Origin of the sequence: Panacibacter microcysteis, assembly GCF_015831355.1 — a bacterium.
Taxonomy (GTDB): Bacteria; Bacteroidota; Bacteroidia; order Chitinophagales; family Chitinophagaceae; genus Panacibacter; species Panacibacter microcysteis.
In genome coordinates, this window is record NZ_JADWYR010000001.1 from 400,163 (window position 1) to 422,817 (window position 22,655).

Sequence of the window (22,655 nt, forward strand, 5' to 3'; positions counted from 1 at the left end):
CTCCAATGCAAAATTTTGTGTGCATATTATATTTTGCATAATTTGACCGCTTTAAACCACTCCTTATTATGTCTAACTCACTTTTCCGAAAAAAATCTATTGAAAAAATTGTCAAAGATGCAGAAGCCGGTTTGGACGATGGGCACGGACATAGCGGTGGCTTAAAAAAAGTGTTGAATGTAAAAGACCTCACCTTTATGGGTATAGCCGCGGTGGTGGGTGCGGGTATATTCTCTACTATAGGCAAGGCCGCTTTTGACGGCGGCCCGGGTATTTCCCTGCTCTTTATTATAACAGCGGTAACATGCGGCTTCTCTGCGCTGTGCTACGCCGAGTTTGCCAGCCGTGTGCCTATTGCAGGCAGTGCGTATACTTACGCTTATGTATCGTTTGGAGAAATTATTGCATGGATCATTGGCTGGGCACTCATACTTGAATATGCGATAGGTAATATTGTGGTAGCTATTTCCTGGAGCGGTTATTTTAATAACCTGCTCGAAGGCTTTGGCCTTCATTTACCCGGCTGGATGATTACAGACCCAGGCAGTGCAAAAGAGGCTTTTACCAAAGCGCAGGAAACACTCAATGCAGGCGGCGCACTTGACAAAACAATGCAGTTTGCCTACGACACATGGAACAATGCACCGGTAATTGCCGGCAAACATATCTTCTTGAACATACCAGCGTTCATCATCGTATGCCTTATCAGCGCGCTTACCTATATAGGCATGAAAGAAAGTAAAAAGATGACCAATTTCCTGGTGATCTTCAAAATACTCGTCATCATTTTTGTAATTATTGTAGGCTTTTTCTTTGTAGAACCGGGCAACTGGAACCCTTTTATGCCAAATGACTTTGGTGGTGTATTAAAAGGCGTATCTGCCGTCTTCTATGCGTATATTGGTTTTGATGCCATTTCCACCACGGCAGAAGAATGCCGCAACCCGCAAAGGGATCTTCCCCGGGGTATGATATATTCACTGGTTATATGTACTGTGCTGTATATCCTTGTAGCTTTTGTGCTAACCGGCATGGTAAACTATTCAGAATTGAATGTATCTGACCCACTTGCTTTTGTTTTTGAAAGGGTTGGCCAAAACTGGATCGGCTATATTGTTTCTGTAAGTGCTGTTGTTGCCACCACCAGTGTGTTGCTGGTTTTTCAACTGGGACAACCGCGTATATGGATGAGCATGAGCCGTGACGGATTACTGCCAAAAGCTTTTGGAAAGGTTCACCCGAAATACCAGACGCCATGGTTTTCTACTATTATAACAGGTATACTGGTTGCCGTACCTTCTTTGTTTATGAGGAGTTCTTTAATGACAGATCTTACGAGTATAGGAACACTGTTTGCATTTGTACTTGTGTCCGGCGGAGTGTTAACCTTGCCAAGAATTGCCAATTTAACCGGCAATTCTACGGGTAAGTTTAAACTGCCATACATAAACGGAAAGGTAATTGTGCCATTACTATTTGTACTCTTTGCTTTTTTCTCTAAAGACAGGATAATTTCAAGTGTACAAAACCTGGGCAGTGATAACCTGCAGGAGATCCTGTTTGTTATTTTTATTGTGCTGGCTGCAGTATTGAGCGTATTAACTTTTATACGCAACTACTCGTTAATCCCAATATTGGGTGTATTGTTTTGTTCTTACCTGCTGATTGAAATACCTGCGGTATCGTGGATGTATTTTCTTATCTGGATGGCTATTGGTTTGTCAATTTATTTTTTGTACGGCTACAGGAAAAGCAGGCTGGCAAAAGCATAAATATCAAATTACACCTTTTGTAAAGCTGTCTGTAAGCGGCTACCTGTACGCATTTCATTAGTGCTTAATTTTGCACATTAATAAACAAAAGAAGATGAAATACCAGGTAGGTGATGACATTGTTGTTTTGCATACCAATGAAGAAGGCAAAGTAGTTGAGATCATCAACAACAAAATGGTAATGGTGGAAGTGCGTGGCGTTAGATTTCCATCGTACATGGACCAGATTGATTTTCCATATTTCAAACGGTTTACAGAAAAGAAAAATATCTTTCAGCCTAAGAAAGAAAAGAAGTTCGTGGAAGATATTCCCAGGGAAAAAACAAAAGCGAAACCAGCCGAAATAAAAGCCACCACCGGTGTATGGCTTTCACTGATACCAAAATTTACTATTGATGAGTTTGGCGATGAAGTGGTGGAACTTTTTAAAATTCACGTAGTAAACAGAACAGATACCGGCTATAAGTTTAATTATGAGCAACATTTTTTTGGCAACCCTTCTTTTGAACTAGCAAACGAAGTAACAGCCTTCCATGACTTCTACCTGCATGATCTTTCGTTTGCCGACTTTAACGACAGCCCTTCGTTTCTTTTTGAATTCTCGCTTATAACACCAGTCAAAAACAAGGCGGAGTTCTACGAGGCATCCGTGAAATTAAAGGCCAGACAACTTTTTCAAAAAGTGGAAGAGATGAAAGAGAAGAACGAGCCTACCATCAGTTTTAAACTCTTTGAAACATACCCGGATAAGGCGTTTGATGACAAACCTGATGTTCCAACCGGCGTTCACAAACAGTTTACTGCCTACGAGGCAAAAAAAGCCAGGCAAAACCTGCCTTCGCCCAGGAGTGTGGTGGACCTGCATATGGAAAAACTTTCAGACAACTGGAGCCATATGAGCAACTTTGAAATTCTTACCATGCAACTGAACGAGTTTGAAAAATGGTACGATCTTGCCGTGGCTCACCTGCAACCTGGCCTTACCATTATTCACGGTGTGGGCAGCGGCAAACTCAGGGATGAGATACATGACATACTTAAGTCGAAAAAAGAAGTGCGATATTTTATTAACCAATACCACCCGCAATATGGATATGGCGCTACGGAGATTTACTTCCAGTATTGATGCCATGGGTTATACAGATGAACGTAATGCGACGCAAGGGACGATGCCATAAAATACTACTGCCGGCTCCATCATTTTCTTACTGTATTTTTGCAATTGCACAAACCCGAACTATCGCTTTGTTTACAAAGAGGAAAGTCCGGACAGCATAGGGTAAATCCACCGGTTAAGCGCCGGGTTCCGGTATACGCCGGAAACAGACAGTGCCACAGAAAATAACCGTTCTGCCAACGCAGAATAAGGGTGAAAATGTGAGGTAAGAGCTCACAGTATGGTATAGTAATATACCGTACGGGTAAACCTTGGATGCTGTAATGCCATGTATAGGCTCGCCCGAGGGCGGCCCGCCTGATGAGCCAGGGTAGGCAGCTACAGGTAAACAGTAATGTTTATCGCAGATAAATGATAGTGTTGAAACAGAATCCGGCTTACGAGGTTTGTGTTTTTAAAATGCCTGGCGCACTTGCACCAGGCATTTTTGTGCAATCCGCTTCAGTAGTTTTTACTGCATACATAGCCATTGAATTTTCCTGTTCAGCCAAGGCTGTTGCTGTATAATATGCAATGCATTTAACTTCAACCACCTTAAAAGGTGTGTGTAAATTTTCTGTATGCAGTCTATACTATACGATTTTGAGTTTATGCGGGTACAGCAGCAGCTAAAACTGGAGAAGCATCTTTTTGCCAGAGCCTTTCACCGGGGAAAAAGTTTGTCCCAGCTAAAAAAGCAGCTTAACCAGATCAGCAAACTGGAAAGAAAATACAAAGCTCTTTCTATTGTTCAGTACAATTGATGATGGCCCTTTTTAGCGTATATTTATTACCACACTTTATTATAAATAACCCGCTAAACATGGCTTATGAAACGGCTCATCATACTGCTTACATGCCTGTTATACCTGGCTAACACCAACGCACAATCAACAAACCCATTGTATGATTCTTCTCTGGCCAAATCTTTAGGCGCAGATGAGTATGGTATGAAAATGTATGTGCTGGTAATGCTGAAAACGGGGCCTGCTACAATCGACAATAAAGCAACGGTTGACAGCCTCTTTGGCGGGCACATGCAAAATATAGGCAGGCTTGCAAAAGAAAACAAACTGGTTGTTGCAGGGCCGCTGGCAAAGAATAACAAAAATTACCGCGGTATTTTTATACTCAATGTAGACACAATAGAAAAAGCAAAAGCGTTAATTGATACAGACCCTGCTGTACACGCAGGCCTGCTTGATGCGGATTTGTTTGGCTGGTATGGTTCGGCTGCATTACCTGTATACCTTAAAACGCATGAAAAAATTGAAAAGCAACATCCCTGATTATTGTATACACGTCGTTTTCCTTTCTATACGTTTTTCATAGTTGCTGCCCCTGAAAATACGGTGTACATATACGCCCGCAACATGAATTTCATCGGGCTCCAGCATGCCCGGCTCTACTAGTTCCTCTACTTCAGCTATGGTGATGTTGCCGGCTTTGGCCATGGAAGTAGAAAAATTTCTTGTTGTTTTCCTGAAAACAAGGTTCCCCATCGTATCACCCTTCCAGGCTTTTACCAGTGCAAAATCTGCATGCAGCGCATGTTCCATTAAATACATCTTGCCGTCAAACTCCCGCGTTTCCTTACCCTGTGCTATTTCAGTTCCGTAGCCGGCAGGTGTAAAAAACGCAGGAATGCCCATGCCAGCCATTTGTATGCGTGTAGCCAGTGTACCCTGCGGAACAAGATCAACTTCCAGTTCTCCGCTTAGTAACTGTCTTTCAAACTCTGCATTTTCACCTACATAACTGCTGATCATTTTCCTGATCTGTCTTGTTTTCAGCAACAGGCCCAGCCCAAAATCATCCACGCCGGCATTGTTTGATATGCAGGTTAACCCGCTTATGCCTTTTGCAACCAGTGCACTGATGGCATTTTCCGGTATACCACAAAGGCCAAAACCGCCAAGCATGATCGTCTTACCGTCTTGTATGTCGTAAACAGCCTCTGTAGCGTTAGCAAATACTTTATTCATGGCAGGCAAATTTTCTGTACAAATGTATTGAAGCAGGCAGGATTAAAGCAGTTCATTTTTTTGGAAACCGGCTGCAGCAACATTTTTCAGCACCGGTTGTGTCACTCACTTGTACACTATATCGCTTTTCAGCAACGATACTGCATAGCGTGGCCACTTTAGAAACAGTTTTTACGGCGCAATCAAACTATTGCGCATGCATATTCTGGAACAGTTCCATCCTTTTCCTGTTGGCATAGCCCACAACAGAATCGAGGAGTATTTTTTGTTTATCAGGATGCTCTATATAATACTGGTAACTATCGTAAAATTGTTCTTTGGATATACCATACAATTGAAAGATCTGCTGGTAACTGTTGGTCGAAATATCGCGGATCTTTACAGTATCAATACCCGAAAGATTTTGAGCAAGCGAGCCTGCACGCAACATATCCCACATTATCGGTTTCATTTCATTGATGCCGAGTACATCATCCGGTATCTCGTTGGGTGATGAGCAAGCTGCAAAAATAACCGCCACTACTATAAAAATTTTACGCATTATTTTAATTCGTTTCTGTATTTGGTAGTATTGGCAACATCAATCTTGGTTAATAATTCCGCAGCCTTTGTTTTGGTAAGCTGGTCTGCCTTTTTAAAAATGCCGATCAGTTCATCGCTCCTGTTTTGCAGGAAGAACTGAACGATCATCGTGTTTGGATTTTGCTGAATAAAATCAGCCAGGCTGCCCAGTGTGGCCAGCATGCTGTTTCTTGCTGCCGCCTGGTCCTGGTAAAGCATATCTAAACCCGACCGGAAATACGCATACAAAATATCATGTATCTGGTTGTAGCGGGCCGTATTAAGATTATTGGAAAGCCAGTACCTGTTCCTGTTTCCGTCAAATGCTTTCCACCCGCTTATGTCTCTCGATTCTGGCGCATTCGTAACAATATTCAATGCTTTCTGAAAGTATTGCTCACCACCTTTGGCTTCAAAAGAATCGTAATCCAGGCCAAGAATAATGTAAACGTAATAGGCAAATACAGCGGTAAGATTACCGGCCAGCGGATCGTTACCCCCTACTCTTGCCTCATTAAATTCTACCGGCTGGTACTCCACGTATTTAAACGTAAAATCCCCGTCCTGGAAGTTTACAAGCGGGCTTTGATAACTGGCATTGTAAATTGGTCTGGCAGCCTGAACGGTAAGTGTTGCTTTATACACATTGTCATCCTGCACGCTGGAAATATTCAGCAGAAAATTGCATTGTATTTTTTCCTGCGTCTGAAAAACATCTTTTGTCCACTTCCGGTTGTTGATCATATTGGTCAACTGCGTTTGTAATGTTCTGAAGATGTTCTTATTGGTAGTGGTGCTTAATTGCTGTGCCAGTACTGTTACTTTGGCCTGTATCTCCTGTGCACGGGTACATGTTGCAGTAACCAGTAGTGTTATGATCAAAAGGGTTTTACGCATGTAGCTTTTGTATAATGATGTTTACAATATCGGCAGCAATGGCCTGTTTGCTGGCAAGGCTCAGGTTATACTCGTTGCCATCCCTGTCAAAAACAGTAACCTTATTGGTATCATGACCAAACCCGGCATCTTTGTCACGCAGCGAGTTCAATACGATCATATCTGCATTTTTTGCCTGTAACTTGCTTTGCGCGTAAGCACGTTCATTATTTGTTTCGAGCGCAAAACCTACCAATAACTGTCCGGGCTTTTTTTCTTCACCCAAAGATTTTAAAATATCTCTTGTTTTAGACAGTTGTATTGTTAAATCTTCGTTGGTCTTCTTAATTTTCTCTATGGCAACTTCAATTGGTTTATAGTCTGCTACCGCCGCGCTCATCACCGCAATATCAACACCCGGAAAAAGAGCGGTGCAGGCTTCATACATACTTTGTGCGCTGGTTACGCCTGTTACAGCTATACCGGCATAACTGGTGCGCTGGCTGGTAGGGCCTGTTACAAGCTCCACGTCAGCACCCTGCAGGTAAAAAGCTTCTGCCAAAGCAAAACCCATTTTACCAGAGGAGTGGTTTCCAATAAAACGAACCGGGTCTATTGCTTCATAGGTTGGGCCGGCAGTAACCAGTACTTTTTTCCCGGCAAGTGTTTTTTCCCTGAAAAAATTTTCTGTGAGGTATTGCACAATGGTTTCCGGCTCAGCCATCCTGCCTTCGCCAATAAGGCCGCTTGCCAGCTCTCCTTTTTCCACGTTGAGAATACTATTGCCATAAGACCGCAACAAATTAATATTCCGCTGCGTAGAGGCGTGGTGCCACATGTCTTCATCCATAGCCGGAGATACAACCACCGGGCAGGTGGCAGATAAATACACAGCCAGTAAAAGATTATCACACTGGCCGCTGGCCATTTTGGCCAGCGTATTACAACTGGCAGGGGCTATTACCATTACGTCTGCCCAGCGGCCGAGCATTACATGATTGGCCCAGGTGTCTTCATCAAAAAGATCAACCAGTACTTTGTTGTTTGACAATGTAGAAAGTACAAGCGGCGATACGAAGCTTTTGGCAGCATTTGTCATTACAACTTTTACTTCTGCGCCTCCTTTTACAAGTAGCCGTACCAGCAGAATGGCTTTGTAAGCTGCAATACTGCCTGTAATACCCAACAATATTTTTTTGCCTTTGAGCATATTTCGGTTTGGTAAGATTTTGTTTGTCATCTTTGGTTCTGTGGGCATCGCCTGTTGCCACGCTCGTTTCAACGTTCCGTTGTTATGGCGGCTGCAGCGTTCCGGAAAAACACCCCGCGCCAGGTACAAACCTTTCATAATGCACGATTGCCGCTTCCTGTTGAATAATGTTCCTGCAGTACAAGAGTGCGACGCAAGGGACGATGCCATTGTTTACCGCTGCCGGGTCCATAAACCCAAAACCCAGCATAAGCCGCGGCTAAAATAACAAAAACGACAGCATGCGCTGTCGTTTTGTAATAATATTGGAATATTAATGATCAGTTATCTGAAAAGATCATCATCATTTTTACGGTAGTATACCTTGTTCTCGAGGAATTCCTGTGTTGCAAGAATTGACGGGTTAGGCATTTTTTCGTAAGCCCTTGAGATTTCGATCTGCTCTTTATTCTCATGAATTTCTTCAAGGCTATCTGTATGGCTGGCAAATTCCTCCAGTTTGTTATGCAATTCTTCTTTTAAAGAAATGTTGATCTGGTTTGCCCTCTTGGCAATAATGGAAATTGATTCGTAAAGGTTGCCTGTTGGCGCCTTTATATCGAGCAGGTTTTTTGCCTCTACAACATTGGTTGTATTGGCGCTCATATGCTTCCTTAATTTATTCATTTGATTGTATTTTTTGTTAAGCCTTTAATTTTTCCTTCAGACATCGCTTTGTACGCTTCTGCTTCAGGTGCCAGTTTACTGCCGGCAAAGCGTTCTTTAAAGTCGTTGCACTCGGATATTACTTTTTCAAAACGTTCTTGCTGTTTGTCAACAACACTGAGTTCAGCATATTTATAATATGCTTTTATCGTCAGCAGCTTGTATTCATCGCCTTTTTCAGAATCGGGGTAATCATCCATAAGTGTGCTGAAAGCGATTGCGGCTGCCCTGTAATTGTAACCACCCATATCGTAATACAACTGAGCCGCTTTAAATTCTTTCATTTCCAGTTTTGCCCTGCAGGTATCCATAATTAAATTGGCCTGCTTTACTCGTTCTGACTGCGGGTGCGTATTTATAAACGCCTGCATAAGCGAAATAGTCTTTGAAGTGGCTGTCTGATCAAGATCGACTTTGGGCGATTGCTTGTAGTAGCAGTAACAGCGCATATACTCGCATTCTTCCAGCCTTACACTATTTGGAAAATTTTCTGTATAGGTTTTGAAAAGGCTCTCCGCATTCATGTAGTCTTTCTGGTAATAAGCGCAATACGTGTACTTATAAAACATATCCTCGTACTTATCGCTACCCCGGAAATAAGGCATTACATCTTCAAATACCTGTTGGGCATTCATGTATTTTTTCTGAACATAATACTGTTCAGCCATTTTCAACTTATACTCATTGTCCTTGCTTTTCAAAACTTTACCAAGTTTTGACGCACAGGAAGTAAACAATACAAGGGCTGTGATAACGCTCAGGAAAAATCTCATAAAGTGCGCAAAATTATGTTATTCCGGCAAATTATCGTTTAGAAAATTCCCGTGGCCTTATCGGTCAGTTAATAAATACATAAAACACCGCTGCCCCACTGTAGAAAAAAAATAAGGCAGCAAAATTGATTAATGCTCAGTGTAAATAAAAAGAAGATTTAATACGACTGATTAATCGTCTATTTTTGCAAACCCAAAAAAGAAGAAAATGAAAAAAATCTATCTCCTGTTATTGATGTTTACAGGATTGAGTGTTCTTGCCAATGCCCAGAATGATCCAAACGCTAAGAAAGTGCTAGATGAAGTAAGCGCCAAAATAAAAACGTTCAAAGGCATTACTGCCAATTTCTCTTACACTACAAAAGACAGGAACAAAACTGTAAAAGGTTCTGCCAAAGGGGTCATTAATATTAAAGGCCAGAAATATTACCTGAAACAGGGAAGTACAGAGATCTTTTGCGATGGAAGTAAAGTGTGGAATTTTAATGGTGAAGATGAGGTAACTGTTGCAGATGTGGACAATGAAGACACCAAGATGCTTACGCCACAAAAATTACTTTCCAACTTTTACGACCAGGATTTCACGTATAAACTGGTTTCAAGCGAAGGATCTTCTCACCAGATTGTGATGTATCCTACTGATAAAAGAAAAAACTTTAAGCAGGTAACGGTGTATGTTGACAAAACTAAAAAAATGATCCTGAAAGCTACTGTCGTAGATAAAAGTGATAACATTATAGAATTTAGCCTCACCAATGTAAACACAGGTGCGGCTTTGCCAGATTCAAAATTTATGTTTGATTCGGCCAAACACCCGGGAGTTGAGGTGGTTAACCAATAAAAGGATTTTTATCTTTGCATAGCCCTGCATTAACTGCAGGGCTTTTTTTTGATGGCAAGTCTTTTTTTACCACTTTTACCACGCATGAAAAAGATTATTATCACGATAGACGGTTACTCATCATGTGGGAAAAGCACACTCGCAAAGCAGCTTGCAAAAGAATTGCAATATACCTTTATTGACAGTGGCGCTATGTACCGGGCGGTAACATTGTATTTTTTAAGAAACCACGTGAATTGGGAAAACCCCAAAGCAGTAAGCGAAGCGCTGAATAACATTAACCTGGAGTTCTTTTATAACGACGCATCACAAAAAAGCGACATGTATTTGAACGGTGAAAATGTGGAGGCGCTCATCCGTGATATGCTGGTTAGCGAAAACGTGAGCAATATTTCCGCCATTAAGGAGGTGCGGGCATTCGCCGTAGCCCAACAACGTAAAATGGGTGAGGAAAAAGGCATTGTGATGGATGGAAGGGATATAGGCACCACCGTTTTCCCGCAAGCGGAACTGAAAATTTTTATGACGGCAGACAATGTAATCAGGGTTGAGCGGCGATACAAAGAACTGTATGCTAAAAATCCAAACATCACCATTGAAGAAGTAAAAAACAATCTCGAAATGCGGGACTACATAGACACCAACCGGGAAGTAAGTCCGTTACGTAAAGCAAACGATGCTATTGTACTTGATAATTCTAATTTAACCATGCAGGAGCAACTGCAAATGGCACTGGCATGGGCCAGACAGCAAATCTCCAAAGCTTAACAAATACTCGTTTTGAGGAAAACGCTACACACAACACTATTACACATTAAGGAAATAAAAATCCGATCAGGCTGTAAGCTTTACATTTTTTAACAACCTATACCCCTACCTTTACCTGCTTCGGTTGCAGAATCAAAAGCATGAACAGCGCTTGTTTTAAGATGCGATAACTTAACATTTCAGGCATAGCTTTTGACCTATATTGCAACTGTTGATTTCGTTACCGCCCTGGAACTTAACACAATAGCTAACCTGGAAAAGAATGCCTATGCTGACAGTTATTATTCCTGCACTTAATGAATCCGGTACGATTGCAAATGTTGTGAACTTTTGCAGACGTAATGAATTGGTAAGTGAGGTAATAGTGATCGATGATAAGTCGGAAGATAATACAGTGGAGCTGGCGAAGGAAGCCGGAGCCCGGGTGATCATTAGTGCTGCAAGAGGAAAAGGTATTTCCATGAAAGAAGGCATTGACGCTGCAACCAACGATATTGTCGTTTTTCTGGACGCAGACATCGACCCTTATCCTGAAAATACCATAAGTGACCTTACTAAACCGCTTTTGCTTGACGAAGCTGATTTCGTGAAAGGTACCTTTGCCCGCAATGCAGGCCGTGTAACCGAATTAGTTGCCAAACCTTTACTGAATATTTTCTATCCCGGCCTTGCAGATTTTTCACAGCCGCTTAGTGGTATGATCGCAGGAAAAAAACATTTTTTCCAACGCATCAAATTCTTTAATGATTATGGTGTAGATATCGGCATTTTGCTTGATATGTATTTAATGAAGGCACGCATTACAGAAATAAACATCGGTTATATAGAAAACAAAAGCAAACCATGGCAGGCATTGGGCAAAATGAGCAGGGAAGTATCCCGGGCAATCATTTCCAAAGCTCAACAACAATCCCCGGGTGATGCAATCGAAGAAGCAGTGGAATCGATTGAAGAGATCAACCGGCAAATGCACGACTCTTTGAGGGAGAACCTGAGCGTGCACCATAAAATGGCCGTATTTGATATGGACGATACCATTTTGAAAGGCAGGTTTATAGATGAATGTGCCAGGAAATTCGGCTTTGAGGCTAAGTTGCACGATCTGAGGGATGAGGAAAAAGATCCGATCATTCTCAGCAAAAGAATAGGGCTGTTACTTAAAGGCAGAACTATTGATGAACTCCTCGATGTAATCCACAATATTGAAATGGTCAACGACATCAAAACTGTAGTAGCGGAATTAAAGGCACGGGGGTACATTATTGGCATTATCAGTAACAGTTATACGCTCATCACTAATTATGTGGTAAAAAATATTGGCGCAGATTTTTCATATGCTATACAACTGGAGATCATTGAAGGTAAGGCTACCGGCGAAGTGAATATGCCTTCTTACTTTTTTGCTTCTCCCGATAATATTTGCGGCCATGCATTTTGCAAAACCAACGCGCTGCAGTACGCATGCGAGAAGTACCATGTACAATTTAAAAACTGTATTGCAGTGGGGGATAATACAGACGACAGGTGCATGGTTGGTCATGCGGGTCATGGAATAGCATTTTGTACAACCGACGAACTGTTGAAAAAAATTGCATCTAACGAAATAAAAGAGCCCAGCTTTAAGTCTTTGCTCGAATTTGCCTGACAGAATATGTAACCCAATTTTAATAAACACAAAACCGTTGCTATGCAGAAGAACTTATACAACATTTTAGTGCCGGTAGATTTCTCCCCAAGAGACAGATGGGCAATTTCAAAGGCTATCGAATTAGCCAACGCACTGCATTGTAATATCCATCTTGTGCACGTGGTGTCATCAGCTTCATTCCCTTTGCTTACAGTAGAAGCAGCCCATTTTTACCCTTACGACCGTTCTGCAGATATGAAAAATGCGCAGGACCGCTTACACGCAATGAAAGAACAGTACAAGCAACATCTCTGCGGTAAGGGCCAGATTGAAATAAGTGTACTGAGTGGCAGTGAGCAGGAAGAACTCGTGAAATACACACGCTTGTATAACATGGATATGGTAGTAAAAGGTCTCTCAAAATTCAACCTGCTGCACCGAATCGTCTCAACGGTGAACATTAGTAACCTGGCAAAGAAAACTGCTATGCCGGTGCTTGGTGTAAGGGCCAGTGGCCTGGTAAGTCATTTTAAAAAAATTGTTTTACCACTGCATGATGACCATATACCCATGCGCCGCATCAGACTTGCAGCACTATTGGGCAGGTATTTCAAATCAACCATCTTCGTTGTTTCGCTGAGGAAAGGAAATAATGAACCGGAAATTCCAATCCTGTCTCAAACGCTGGAAGTAATACAAAGCCTCACAACTATACCCGTGCAGTCTATTATTCTGGAGGGAAAGAACCTGGCGACCACAACGCTTAATTTCTCCAAGAAAATAAATGCGGATCTTATTATGATCAACAACAAGCACGATTATTATTTGCCCGGTATGTGGAACAGGATTACAAAAAGATTACTGTCATACAACTCCAAAATTCCGGTTATAACACTGGAAAAAGAATAAAGCTATTACCTGCTGAAAGACCGTTTAAAAAAAGCAAACACTTAAGTGTTTGCTTTTTAATTTTATGTAGCCGGCAGCAGTTCATATATGGAGCTTCTCTTGCCACGCTCGGTTCATCGTTCCACTTTTATGGCAACTGTAGCGTGTGTTTGATACAAACGCCGCAAACACACAGCCTGTATGTGCCCGGGGCTGCCCCATAAAGCTTCAACAGTACAAGTGTGCGACGCAACAGAAGCTAAATAGCAATGCTTTTGCCTGGCTCCAAAAAGTTATTGCAGTGTTTTTATTTTAATACTCCTGAAGCTTACTTCATTACCATGATCCTGCAGTAAGATATGGCCCTGTTTTGCTTCGCCAAAGTTTGGCCACACTTTGTATTTGCTGATTGCCACCAGGTCTTTATAAGCCTGCGATCCACGATCGTACTCGAGCACCTTAATGCCATTGAGATAATGTTCTACGTGGTTGTTGGGGTAAACCACCACCCTGCCCGTATTCCACTCGCCGGGCTGGTGAATAAATCGCTTTTGTTTATTGGCGGTTATAAGATCGTACAGCGAAGCCATTGTTCTGTTGCCATCTCTGCCAAGTTTTGCATCGGGATGTAAAGAGTCATCCAGCACCTGGTACTCCAACCCAATGGCAGAGCCGCTGTTGTTTTCTGACAATGTAACAAAATATTTTACGCCGCTGTTGGCACCGGGCGTAAGCTTAAACTCAAACGACAGATCAAAGGCGCTGTATTCATCAATGGTTACAATATCTCCGCCATTGGCAGATTCTTTTCCTTCGGAAGAAAGCACAGTTAGTGTTCCGTTCTTTACCAGCCAGCCACCCTGCGGAAAAGTGCTTTTATACGCACCACGCCAGCCCTGGGTGCTTGTACCATCAAACAACAACTTCCAGCCATTTTTCTTCTCGTAATCTGTTAATGTATTGGGCAGGTTGTTTACCGCGTACATATTGGAAGGCAAAGGCGTTAGCGTTACATCGCTGCCTGTTTTTATACGAATGTTCTTCCACCATATTTTTTTACCCACCTGCTTTTCATTGTTAATACTGTGCACCTGCAATGCTATAAAGCCGCTGGCATCAAAACTATCTGCCACGCAAGCAACGGCTATATCGTTTAACCATGTTCTTATTTCGCGTCCCTTACATTCTATGCGTACATGGTTAAAATCGTTAATCTTAAAAGCATTTTGTACCTGCGGGTGAAGGCTAAGCGGGTAAAGCCAGTCTCTTCTTGCTTCGTCATACACACCGCCGCTCCACTTACGCGCAGACGGATCTATTTCAAACTGGTAACCGTACACACGACCTTTACCATCATTACCTTCAGGGTTTATATGGCTCCTGAACTGTATACCGGAATTCGAGGATGTATCTTCCATTTTTATATCCAGTTCAAGAATAAAATCTCCGAATTCCTTTTCTGTTATAAGAAAGGTATTGGGAGAAGAAGCAACTGTTTCTCCAACAATCATGTTGTTGGCCACGCTGTACTTCGCAGACCCGGAAACCTGTTTCCACCCATTTAATGACTGACCATCGAATAAACTTACAAAGCCTTTTTGTTGCTGCGCTACTGCTCCAAAGCAGCAGCAGATAAGTAAAGAAACAATTGCTGTGTATTTCATAAACGTTGTTTTAAAATATTACTCTTTATCAAATAACTTATAGAAAGCAGTGGTTGCTGTATCGGCAACACTGCCATCGTTTCTGCGATAAATAAAATAAGCGGCTATATCTTTTTTTGCTTCCACAAATTGTATGGCTTTTTGCAGGCCCATTACCATCAGCGCATTGTCGTAAGCATCGGCGGTTATAGCATCTTTTGCATATACAGTTGCGCTGATCATTTCATTTTGTATAGAGTAACCGGTGGAAGGGTCTATAAGGTGGGTTATCTTTTTTCCTTCACTTTCATAATACTTCCTGTAATTGCCCGAAGTTGTAACGGCGCCCTTATCTGTTGCAATAATTTTTTGCATAATGCCCGGCTCCATTTCATCATCTCCCGGAGATTCAATACCAATTTTCATCAGCGATCCAGATGGTTGTTTGCGGCCACGAACGCAGATCTCGCCCCCAATTTCAACGAGGTAGTTTTGAATGCCCTGTTGCAGCAAAAAATGCGCAACAACATCTACGCTGTATCCTTGTGCAATACCATTCACATCCACTTGAACACATGGCTTTTTTTTAATAAGCGAATCTTTCTGCAAAACAATTTTGTCTGAACCCACACAGCCCAGTAAAGATTTGATTGTTGCGGTATCCGGCACGTGGTCTATATGTTTTGCTGCAAAGCCCCATGCCTCGGTTAGCGGCGCCACAGTTATATCAAAAGTTCCGCCGGTTGAGTAGTATGTTTCAAGTGAAGCTTTTACAACATTCGCAAAGTGCGCATCTATGGCTGAGCCTGCGGCAGATTGATTGAACCTGGTGATAAGGGAGTAAGGTTTGTAAACTGAAAGTGAGCTGTCTATACAGGTAAGAATGCTGTCTATTTGTTGTTTGGTAACCAGGCTGTCAGTGGCATAATAACGGATGTGGTAAGTGGTGCCTTGTGCAGTGCCGCTTATCAAAAACTCTCCGGGTGTTTCAACTGGTTTAAAAAAAGAAAATATGGTGATTATCATCAATACAAAAGCCAATCGCATGCAACAAATCTAAGCAATGTGTTCTTTAACAACTTAAAAAGCAAAGATTATTTTGAAGCAGGCAATTGGCCTTTAATGAGCTGTGGTTGTGTCACTCACTTGTACTGCAACAACTATATTGAGCTACGCGATCCGGTTACAGTGTTGCTGATTGATACAATGAAACGCTTGTATTTGAATACAGGTAATTAAATGGAGAAAGCTGTTTGCATATTCCTGTTGCTATTATTTTCCAGGTAATGTTGCAATCTTTGAAAGATCAGTGTTCTGAAGCGCAGTTCGCGGCTGCCGTCTGCAGGCATTTCATTAATGAGCCTGCCGTTTACTTCTTTGAAGGTATTGTAACCACAAAGCATGTTATCGAGATTGCCATTCATTACTCTTACATGGTATTCTGTATTGCCCGTTTTACGGCTTACACGAATAATGGCAAAGCAGGTGAGTTTTTTAAATTCGAAGTCGAGAGAGAAGATCTTAATCATACAATTGGTTTTTTCATTTGATAAAATGGATATTGGCTGTTGGATTTTGCGGTCTGTGTGGATAGCCGCATTTGGATAACGCAGTATACAAACAAAAAATTATGTGTGTTATACTCCTTCACCAAAACCTGCGGTTAAAAGATGGTTAAAGCCTGCAAAATTTGCCTGCACAATAGGGTGTATGCAAACCGGAACGCTACAGTTGCCATAAAAAGAGAACGATGAACCGGGCGTGGCAACAGGCGATGCCACGATAACGACAGCCGGCATCATCATAATAAAACATTCAAACTAACCCGCCCGGTATGTATTGTTCTTGTACCGCCGGGCTTCCGGCCCTCGTACTGGAAATTTAGTTCCAGGTTGTTGATAAATCGTTTGGTAAGATCGATCGTCCACAGAAAATTTTTGCCGGGCAGCAAGGCATCGAGTATAATATAACTTACCGTGCTGTTGGTGGCACCGGTATAAGTAATGTTGTTGAAGGTAAACTTTCCGGTGAGACTTGTATTGGAAAACGTGTTGTATTTCGTTTCCAGGTTTATTGCATTGAACACTGCTTCCTCGCCACCGTATGCAGGATCGTTACGTTTGCTCGTGTGCTGGTAGCCTGCCTGCACCCTGAACTTGGTACCGGCGGTGTAAGTAAACCGCGGCTCCGTGTTGTTTACTTTAATAGCGTAATTGCGGTTATTGAACGCAGGGGTAAGAAGGTTCTGATCACCGGTTTTTTGTATTAGCTCAAACGTGTATTGTTTTAAAAAATTTACACGTCCTTTTACTGTCCACTCTTTGAATTGATTCGTTTCTGCGCCATACGTTAAAAGCGCCTTATTGTAGTTGATAAGATTAGTTACATCTACACCCCAGCTTGTACTGTAACGGTTAAACGATAGTGTATTATTCAACACATAACTAAAGTTGAGCAATGCTGTGTCAGTTGTTTTTCCTTTAAAAGGATTGAACTGCGGGTTGCCTTGCGACAATTGCTTTTTGAAACTCTGCAGCGAAGATTGTAAGCTTAGTTTGGACAATAATTTTTTAGATAATCCATTTTTAACAGTAGCCAGCAACACCTGCGGTGTTACAGAAAGTGCATAGTTGAATTGTGTATAGTCTGCTTTTATGTATTCGTTGGTTGGTGTATACACACGAATGTATCTTGCCTGGTCCTGGAACACTGCAATATCAAACTCATTGAGTTGCGGAATACCATCGTTGTTATAATCTATCCATGTGTACTGCCCCTGCCCTGCCGGCACTTCAACATAAGTAAATGTTCTGCGTGGTTCCTGGCCTGTGCCTAACTCATATAAGGCATTGCCCCGGAGAAAACCTTTCCATGCGTTCACGATATACTCGGCACGGCCCAGCAGGCTATTGTCTGCTTTTTGGGTTGTAATCGTTTTGTTTGTTACCTGCAACTGCCTGTAGCTAACATTAAACCGGAATTGCTGGTTTTTATTTTGTAACAATTCTACCTGTAGGTTATAATTGTGGCTGCGGTCTGCCTGTAGCAGCTTTTTTTGGTAAGGCAGTTTATCGCTTCGTGTAAAGTAAGTAAAAGACCACCTGTTGTTTTTTTCAATGTTTGACCTTACATAAGCTGAAATGGTTTCGAAAGCAAAGCTGAGGGGCGTAACGGTATCTTTAGCCATATTTTTTACCTCGTTATGCTCCAGCAGGTATGTGCCACCGATGGTATAGTTATGAAACGATGAAAGCGTTTTATTTACATCGATGGTGGGCCGTAGATAGTAGCCTTTGTCAAACGGCGTATTGCTGTTGGTAATATTGAACACATTGTTGAAACGCCATCCGCCTACGTCATGCACGTGGCTTACAATATGGCGTGTGCCTTTAAAGCCGTCGCTTCTAATGTATGCACCAAAAAGATATTGTACATAATTGCCTTTTGCATCTTTTAGCTGCACACCGAAAGACGGCAACTTCTCGTTGGCGTAATTTACCAGTAATGGCAGCCCCCAATCTCTTGTGAACTCCACAGCCCTTAAACGCTCAACGGGCCTGAACTTCTGGTCTACCCACTCATAACCGGCTGTACTGTTTACCTGCAATTGTTTACCCGTTTTTGTTTTGAGTGTATCATTTCTCTCGATGGATACTTTTGCCGCCAAACCCTGGTTGTCTGCCTCATTTTTTTGCGAGAAAGTATTGAGATCATAGCGGCTGGCCGCTACTTCTGTTTTGACGATCGTTTTTGTGTTTAGTGTATATGCTGCGCCAACAGTTAACAGTTGTTGTTTCTTTGGTGTGGTAAGAAATGTTGCCGGTTCATAGTTACCCTGTGGCATGCCGTTTAAAGGTTGCACCCACTTAAATACCTGGCCATTTGCCGCGCTGAATAAAGGCACATAGTTACCCTTGTTTATGCCTACCTCAGCAAATGCAAGATTGTACCGGGCACTGTCGGGATTGGTGGAATACACATAAACAGAATAGCTGGTACCATTATACACTGTATCTACTTTCTTATAAAGGATCTTAGATGCAGAAAAAGAATCAATAGAAGCGTAAGGGTAATAAGCATTCTGTATACTGTCGCCAATATTTGCGAGAAACTGTTTCTGCGGGTTATCCAACGTTTGATTGATGGGAGAATTTTTAGCATCTACGTTGCTGTAGGCAGACATGTACAGGGTTAAACGATTATTGAAATTTGTTTCATTGTTTACATACAGCATAGAGTTGAGATAATTACGGTCAGCATATTCAAACTCTACCTGGATACGTTTGTCTTTCGTGATCATTTGCCGTGGCGTAAAAGTTATCTCAGCCGTATTGTAATTGATGGTATAGTCCTGGTCTTCCCCGCGCTGCATTTGTACACCATCAATAAAAACTTTTTCGGTGCCTGCCAGTATTACAAAAAACAATTCGTTGTTATTGCCCTGCAGGCGGTAAGGTCCCTGGTTTCCTTCCACGCCCTGGAAAACGTTGCGTGCAAATTTTCCCTTGGCGATGGCACCGCTGAGTGTTGTTGTATTGGCTACATTTTTAAATGGTTTTGTTTGCTGTATGTATGCAATACCCTGGAGGCGTTTATAGAATTTTAAAAAGTAAGATTTATTCTGCCGCAAATCGATATCTCCCAGGCTCACCTCCCAGGTTCGTTTCCTGAATTGCAGCAGTACCCTGTCAAACTCGTTTAGTTGTTGTGTGGTACCATCGGGTTGTATGGGAATATTGTTATCTGTGATGGCGGCGGCTATTTCAATACTATCGCCGAGGTAACCATTTAACTGCAGGTTGAATTGCGAGTTAAGCACCGCATCCTGGTTGTTGCCGAAACTAATACTGCGGCCAAAAGAACCGCCATAGCTGACTTTGCCGAAATTAAAAAGATTGCTCGGGTCTTTGTTTTGTTTGGCAGCAATTTCTGGCGATACGATGAAGTTGTTCCTGATACTATCAAACGAATAGCGCTTTACAGTTTTATTGAGACGCACCGGGAAAACGCGGTAAGTAACAAACAAACTATCTGCCGGTAATATTTTTTTCCATTGCAGCGTGGCATTGATAAGATCAACTGTATAAAAAGTTGAGTCTATATTTTCTATAACAATGGTTGCGGGTACAACACTAAGCGAATCGAGCTGCACCCTGCCCTGCGCCGGAATTTTTTTCTTACGAACTGAAGATACCTGTCCATTCGCTTCCTGTGCCGCGCACAATACCCAAAACACACATATGGTTACAAAAACACGCAGTTAATCAGTTTTTTATCGTTAAACAATTTTTGAGGAAACTTTATTGCTTCAAAAATTTAAAGATAACAGATTAGAAAATATTGACTCTTAAGTAATACCCGGCGGTTTAGCGGAATCAAAAATTGCGTAAGCAAAAAAGAAAACTACTGATTATGAGACCGCTGGCGTACAACAGCATTGCTGGTAAAAGAAAAATTTTCGTGGCAGGCGGTTGTTTTGTTCTTTTGCCCGACAGCCTGTTGAAGGTATATGACGACAAACGCTGCTACACCCGGAACAGCTGAATAATGATATGAAAGTACAAGAGTGCGACGCAACGGAAGCTGAATAGCATGATACAGCCGGGCTCATACATTACTGCTAAAATCTTAGTACATGTTTATAATAGATGCTCATCTCGACCTTAGTATGAATGCGCTTGAATGGAACAGGGATCTTCGTTTGCCGGTTACCGATATACGTAAGCGCGAAGCGGGTATGACTGATAAACCTGACAGGGGCAACAACACCGTATCGCTGGATGAACTGCGCAAGGCAAACACAGGATTGGTGGTGGCCACGCAGATTGCAAGGTTTGTAGCACCTGGCAACCCTTTGCCCGGCTGGCATTCTGCTGAACAGGCCTGGGCACAAACACAGGGCCAGCTTGCCTGGTACAAAGCCATGGAGAAGGCTGGCGAAATGAAGATGATACATGACCTGCAAACGCTGGAAGAGCACCTGGTTTACTGGCATAGCACAACAAACACAAAAAAAGCAATTGGTTATATACTCAGCCTGGAAGGGGCAGATTCACTGGTGACACCTGATGCATTACATACTGCCTTTGACTATGGATTGCGTGCATTGGGACCCGCCCATTACGGACCGGGGCGTTATGCCAACGGAACGGATGCCACGGGACATTTGAATGAAATGGGCAGGGTGCTGCTAAAAGAAATGGAGCAACTGAATATCATTCTCGATGCTACTCATTTAAACGATGATGCATTTTGGGATGCAATGGACCTCTTCAATGGCCATGTATGGGCAAGTCATAACAACTGCAGGGCACTGGTAGACCATAACAGGCAGTTTAGCGATGAAATGATCAAAGCGCTGATTACAAAAGGCGCTGTAATTGGTGCACCGCTGGATGCATGGATGATGGTACCGGGCTGGCAGCGGGGAAAATCAACTGCAAAAGAGCTGAATTGCAACCTGGAGAAAATGATCGACCATATAGATCATATTTGCCAGCTTGCCGGCAATGCAGATCATGTGGGTATTGGCACAGACCTGGATGGCGGTTATGGCACAGAGCAAAGTCCCTATGATGTAGACACGATAGCGGACCTGCAGAAACTGCCTGCTATGTTTATACAACGTGGTTACAGCCATAACGATATTGAAAAAATAATGCACGGCAACTGGCTGCGGTTCCTGAGAAAAGCCTGGCGATAGCCTATACAACACTTTCGGTTACTGCCACAGCAGAACGGCTGAGTACCAGTTCTCCATCCAGCTTAACCTGAGATGTTTTGTTGTTTCTGGCAATACTCTCCAGTAGCATATTAACAGCGGTTTTGCCCAGCGATTCCATTGGTTGCTTTATATAACTAATGGGCGGGCTGTAAAGCGATAAGGCCTCGCTTTCATCAAACATTATTACGCCAACATTTTCAGGTACCCTGAGCCCCCGTGCATTGATGTATTTTACGCCCTGCAACGCCAGGATGTTGGAGCCAAACAAGATAGCATCTACCACATCCTTGCCGCCCAGCAATTGCTGCATGGCTTTTTCTACACCAGGGCCGGTTTCATGGTAACCGATCTCTTTAATGTGGTGTTTTTTTACCTCGCGGCCATGCGCTTTAAGCGTTGCGATATAACCTGTTTTTCTTTCCTGCAGGTTATGCAAAGTGCTTTTGTAGGTGATGAGGCCAATGTTTTTAAAGCCGGCATGGAGTAACTGCCCGGTGGCCGTTTGTGCCGCCTTAAAGTTATCGAGTGCCACGTAATTGGTTTGCACTTCGGGAAAGTAGCGATCCACCAGTACAAATGGAAAACCTTCCTGTACCAGCATTTTCACCTGCTCTACCGTGTCGTCAGCGGGGGCGATGATCAGGCCGTCAACCTGGCGGTTGGTCAGTGTATCAATCAGCTTTTTAGACTTTTCGGCATCTTCATCAGAACTGCCAAAAATTACGGTATAGCCGTATTTGTCGGCCTCGTCTTCAATAATCCTTGCAAGCGAGGAGGAAAAGGGGTTGGCAATATCAGAAACAATTAAACCGATGGTATTGGTCTTATTTGTTTTCAGGCTTTTGGCTATCTGGTTGGCCCGGTAATTCAATGCCGCTGCCGTTTCCCGTATTTTGGTAGCAACATCTTTGCTGATCCTCTTTTCATTCTTATTATTAAGTACATAAGAAACAAGGGCAATTGAAACGCCAACTTTTTGGGCAATATCTTTTAAGGAGACTTTTTTCTTCATGGCAATAACCGGGAATAAATTGCTGACACAAATTTAAACGTTTAAACAGAATTTTTTTAACAAATTTTAGTTCACATTGATAATCAATAAAAAATGGTGTGAAGAGCGTTTGAC

Annotated in this window: 21 protein-coding genes and 1 other RNA gene; 10 read left to right on the forward strand and 12 right to left on the reverse strand. The window is 42.4% G+C overall.

The window, feature by feature from the left end; genetic code table 11:
* The first annotated feature begins 68 nt into the window (after window positions 1-68).
* The 5 genes from I5907_RS01640 to I5907_RS01660 all read left to right on the forward strand — a co-directional run bounded on the left by I5907_RS01640 (window position 69) and on the right by I5907_RS01660 (window position 4,217).
* On the forward strand, window positions 69-1,772 hold the full coding sequence (locus I5907_RS01640; protein WP_196989006.1) for an amino acid permease: 1,704 nt from the start codon (window positions 69-71) through the stop codon (window positions 1,770-1,772).
* Between the two features lie 94 nt (window positions 1,773-1,866).
* Window positions 1,867-2,898, forward strand: a complete 1,032-nt coding sequence (locus I5907_RS01645; protein ID WP_196989007.1) for a Smr/MutS family protein — start codon at window positions 1,867-1,869, stop codon at window positions 2,896-2,898.
* Window positions 2,899-2,996: 98 nt separating this feature from the next.
* An RNA gene (gene rnpB, locus I5907_RS01650) (RNase P RNA component class A) lies at window positions 2,997-3,345 on the forward strand.
* A gap of 164 nt (window positions 3,346-3,509) precedes the next feature.
* Complete coding sequence (locus I5907_RS01655) at window positions 3,510-3,692, forward strand: hypothetical protein (protein ID WP_196989008.1); 183 nt, start codon at window positions 3,510-3,512, stop codon at window positions 3,690-3,692.
* A 66-nt stretch (window positions 3,693-3,758) separates the two neighbouring features.
* Complete coding sequence (locus I5907_RS01660) at window positions 3,759-4,217, forward strand: YciI family protein (RefSeq protein ID WP_196989009.1); 459 nt, start codon at window positions 3,759-3,761, stop codon at window positions 4,215-4,217.
* Here the strand turns inward: I5907_RS01660 and I5907_RS01665 are convergent, their stop codons facing one another.
* From I5907_RS01665 to I5907_RS01690, 6 genes are all read right to left on the reverse strand, one after another.
* On the reverse strand, window positions 4,218-4,913 hold the full coding sequence (locus tag I5907_RS01665; protein WP_196989010.1) for a CoA transferase subunit A: 696 nt from the start codon (window positions 4,911-4,913) through the stop codon (window positions 4,218-4,220). It lies immediately after the preceding gene.
* A 187-nt stretch (window positions 4,914-5,100) separates the two neighbouring features.
* Window positions 5,101-5,454 (reverse strand): DUF4296 domain-containing protein, encoded by a 354-nt coding sequence (locus I5907_RS01670; protein WP_196989011.1) that lies wholly within the window; start codon window positions 5,452-5,454, stop codon window positions 5,101-5,103.
* Entirely contained in the window at window positions 5,454-6,371 is a 918-nt protein-coding gene (gene porD, locus I5907_RS01675; RefSeq protein WP_196989012.1) for a type IX secretion system protein PorD, read from the reverse strand. Before porD ends, I5907_RS01670 begins: the two co-directional genes overlap by 1 nt.
* Window positions 6,364-7,770, reverse strand: a complete 1,407-nt coding sequence (gene coaBC, locus I5907_RS01680) for a bifunctional phosphopantothenoylcysteine decarboxylase/phosphopantothenate--cysteine ligase CoaBC (RefSeq protein WP_231401930.1) — start codon at window positions 7,768-7,770, stop codon at window positions 6,364-6,366. The genes porD and coaBC overlap by 8 nt, the downstream gene beginning before the upstream one ends.
* A gap of 114 nt (window positions 7,771-7,884) precedes the next feature.
* Window positions 7,885-8,226 carry a DNA-directed RNA polymerase subunit omega gene (locus I5907_RS01685; protein ID WP_196989013.1) on the reverse strand — a complete coding sequence of 114 codons (342 nt, stop codon included), beginning with the start codon at window positions 8,224-8,226 and terminating at the stop codon, window positions 7,885-7,887.
* Window positions 8,223-9,038: an outer membrane protein assembly factor BamD gene (locus I5907_RS01690; RefSeq protein WP_196989014.1), complete on the reverse strand. Its 816-nt coding sequence runs from the start codon at window positions 9,036-9,038 to the stop codon at window positions 8,223-8,225. Before I5907_RS01690 ends, I5907_RS01685 begins: the two co-directional genes overlap by 4 nt.
* Window positions 9,039-9,246: 208 nt before the next feature.
* Here I5907_RS01690 and lolA1 point away from each other — a divergent pair, with 208 nt between their 5' ends.
* The 4 genes from lolA1 (at window position 9,247) to I5907_RS01710 (ending at window position 13,183) form a co-directional block, all read left to right on the forward strand.
* Window positions 9,247-9,879, forward strand: a complete 633-nt coding sequence (lolA1, locus tag I5907_RS01695) for an outer membrane lipoprotein periplasmic chaperone LolA1 (protein WP_196989015.1) — start codon at window positions 9,247-9,249, stop codon at window positions 9,877-9,879.
* Window positions 9,880-9,963: 84 nt separating this feature from the next.
* Window positions 9,964-10,647 (forward strand): (d)CMP kinase, encoded by a 684-nt coding sequence (cmk, locus tag I5907_RS01700; protein WP_196989016.1) that lies wholly within the window; start codon window positions 9,964-9,966, stop codon window positions 10,645-10,647.
* Window positions 10,648-10,915: 268 nt separating this feature from the next.
* Window positions 10,916-12,292: an HAD-IB family phosphatase gene (locus I5907_RS01705; protein WP_196989017.1), complete on the forward strand. Its 1,377-nt coding sequence runs from the start codon at window positions 10,916-10,918 to the stop codon at window positions 12,290-12,292.
* A 42-nt stretch (window positions 12,293-12,334) separates the two neighbouring features.
* Window positions 12,335-13,183, forward strand: coding sequence for a universal stress protein (locus tag I5907_RS01710; protein ID WP_196989018.1), 849 nt, complete (start codon window positions 12,335-12,337; stop codon window positions 13,181-13,183).
* 272 nt (window positions 13,184-13,455) lie between these two features.
* On the opposite strand, the gene I5907_RS01715 is transcribed toward I5907_RS01710, so the two are convergent.
* The 5 genes from I5907_RS01715 to I5907_RS01735 form a co-directional block, all read right to left on the reverse strand.
* Complete coding sequence (locus I5907_RS01715) at window positions 13,456-14,826, reverse strand: 3-keto-disaccharide hydrolase (protein WP_196989019.1); 1,371 nt, start codon at window positions 14,824-14,826, stop codon at window positions 13,456-13,458.
* Window positions 14,827-14,844: 18 nt separating this feature from the next.
* A complete protein-coding gene (locus tag I5907_RS01720) occupies window positions 14,845-15,852 on the reverse strand; it encodes an FAD:protein FMN transferase (RefSeq protein WP_231401931.1) in 1,008 nt (335 codons plus the stop codon).
* Window positions 15,853-16,040: 188 nt separating this feature from the next.
* Window positions 16,041-16,334, reverse strand: a complete 294-nt coding sequence (locus I5907_RS01725; RefSeq protein WP_196989020.1) for a hypothetical protein — start codon at window positions 16,332-16,334, stop codon at window positions 16,041-16,043.
* A 108-nt stretch (window positions 16,335-16,442) separates the two neighbouring features.
* Window positions 16,443-16,610: a hypothetical protein gene (locus I5907_RS01730; RefSeq protein WP_196989021.1), complete on the reverse strand. Its 168-nt coding sequence runs from the start codon at window positions 16,608-16,610 to the stop codon at window positions 16,443-16,445.
* Window positions 16,607-20,041 (reverse strand): hypothetical protein, encoded by a 3,435-nt coding sequence (locus I5907_RS01735; RefSeq protein ID WP_346266764.1) that lies wholly within the window; start codon window positions 20,039-20,041, stop codon window positions 16,607-16,609. The genes I5907_RS01730 and I5907_RS01735 overlap by 4 nt, the downstream gene beginning before the upstream one ends.
* A 399-nt stretch (window positions 20,042-20,440) precedes the next feature.
* Here I5907_RS01735 and I5907_RS01740 point away from each other — a divergent pair, with 399 nt between their 5' ends.
* Window positions 20,441-21,508 carry a dipeptidase gene (locus I5907_RS01740; RefSeq protein WP_196989022.1) on the forward strand — a complete coding sequence of 356 codons (1,068 nt, stop codon included), beginning with the start codon at window positions 20,441-20,443 and terminating at the stop codon, window positions 21,506-21,508.
* Window position 21,509: 1 nt separating this feature from the next.
* Here the strand turns inward: I5907_RS01740 and I5907_RS01745 are convergent, their stop codons facing one another.
* Entirely contained in the window at window positions 21,510-22,541 is a 1,032-nt protein-coding gene (locus tag I5907_RS01745; RefSeq protein WP_196989023.1) for a LacI family DNA-binding transcriptional regulator, read from the reverse strand.
* Window positions 22,542-22,655: the final 114 nt, after the last annotated feature.

Bases quoted from the DNA above. Each gene is read 5' to 3' on its own strand.
- I5907_RS01725 (WP_196989020.1), bottom strand. From the start codon at position 16,334: ATGATTAAGATCTTCTCTCTCGACTTCGAATTTAAAAAACTCACCTGC.
- coaBC (WP_231401930.1), bottom strand. From the start codon at position 7,770: ATGGCATCGTCCCTTGCGTCGCACTCTTGTACTGCAGGAACATTATTC.
- I5907_RS01710 (WP_196989018.1), top strand. From the start codon at position 12,335: ATGCAGAAGAACTTATACAACATTTTAGTGCCGGTAGATTTCTCCCCA.
- I5907_RS01665 (WP_196989010.1), bottom strand. From the start codon at position 4,913: ATGAATAAAGTATTTGCTAACGCTACAGAGGCTGTTTACGACATACAA.
- porD (WP_196989012.1), bottom strand. From the start codon at position 6,371: ATGCGTAAAACCCTTTTGATCATAACACTACTGGTTACTGCAACATGT.
- I5907_RS01655 (WP_196989008.1), top strand. From the start codon at position 3,510: ATGCAGTCTATACTATACGATTTTGAGTTTATGCGGGTACAGCAGCAG.
- I5907_RS01645 (WP_196989007.1), top strand. From the start codon at position 1,867: ATGAAATACCAGGTAGGTGATGACATTGTTGTTTTGCATACCAATGAA.
- I5907_RS01660 (WP_196989009.1), top strand. From the start codon at position 3,759: ATGAAACGGCTCATCATACTGCTTACATGCCTGTTATACCTGGCTAAC.
- I5907_RS01685 (WP_196989013.1), bottom strand. From the start codon at position 8,226: ATGAATAAATTAAGGAAGCATATGAGCGCCAATACAACCAATGTTGTA.
- I5907_RS01745 (WP_196989023.1), bottom strand. From the start codon at position 22,541: ATGAAGAAAAAAGTCTCCTTAAAAGATATTGCCCAAAAAGTTGGCGTT.
- I5907_RS01690 (WP_196989014.1), bottom strand. From the start codon at position 9,038: ATGAGATTTTTCCTGAGCGTTATCACAGCCCTTGTATTGTTTACTTCC.
- I5907_RS01720 (WP_231401931.1), bottom strand. From the start codon at position 15,852: ATGCGATTGGCTTTTGTATTGATGATAATCACCATATTTTCTTTTTTT.
- I5907_RS01715 (WP_196989019.1), bottom strand. From the start codon at position 14,826: ATGAAATACACAGCAATTGTTTCTTTACTTATCTGCTGCTGCTTTGGA.
- I5907_RS01730 (WP_196989021.1), bottom strand. From the start codon at position 16,610: ATGATGATGCCGGCTGTCGTTATCGTGGCATCGCCTGTTGCCACGCCC.
- I5907_RS01705 (WP_196989017.1), top strand. From the start codon at position 10,916: ATGCTGACAGTTATTATTCCTGCACTTAATGAATCCGGTACGATTGCA.
- I5907_RS01640 (WP_196989006.1), top strand. From the start codon at position 69: ATGTCTAACTCACTTTTCCGAAAAAAATCTATTGAAAAAATTGTCAAA.
- cmk (WP_196989016.1), top strand. From the start codon at position 9,964: ATGAAAAAGATTATTATCACGATAGACGGTTACTCATCATGTGGGAAA.
- I5907_RS01740 (WP_196989022.1), top strand. From the start codon at position 20,441: ATGTTTATAATAGATGCTCATCTCGACCTTAGTATGAATGCGCTTGAA.
- I5907_RS01670 (WP_196989011.1), bottom strand. From the start codon at position 5,454: ATGCGTAAAATTTTTATAGTAGTGGCGGTTATTTTTGCAGCTTGCTCA.
- lolA1 (WP_196989015.1), top strand. From the start codon at position 9,247: ATGAAAAAAATCTATCTCCTGTTATTGATGTTTACAGGATTGAGTGTT.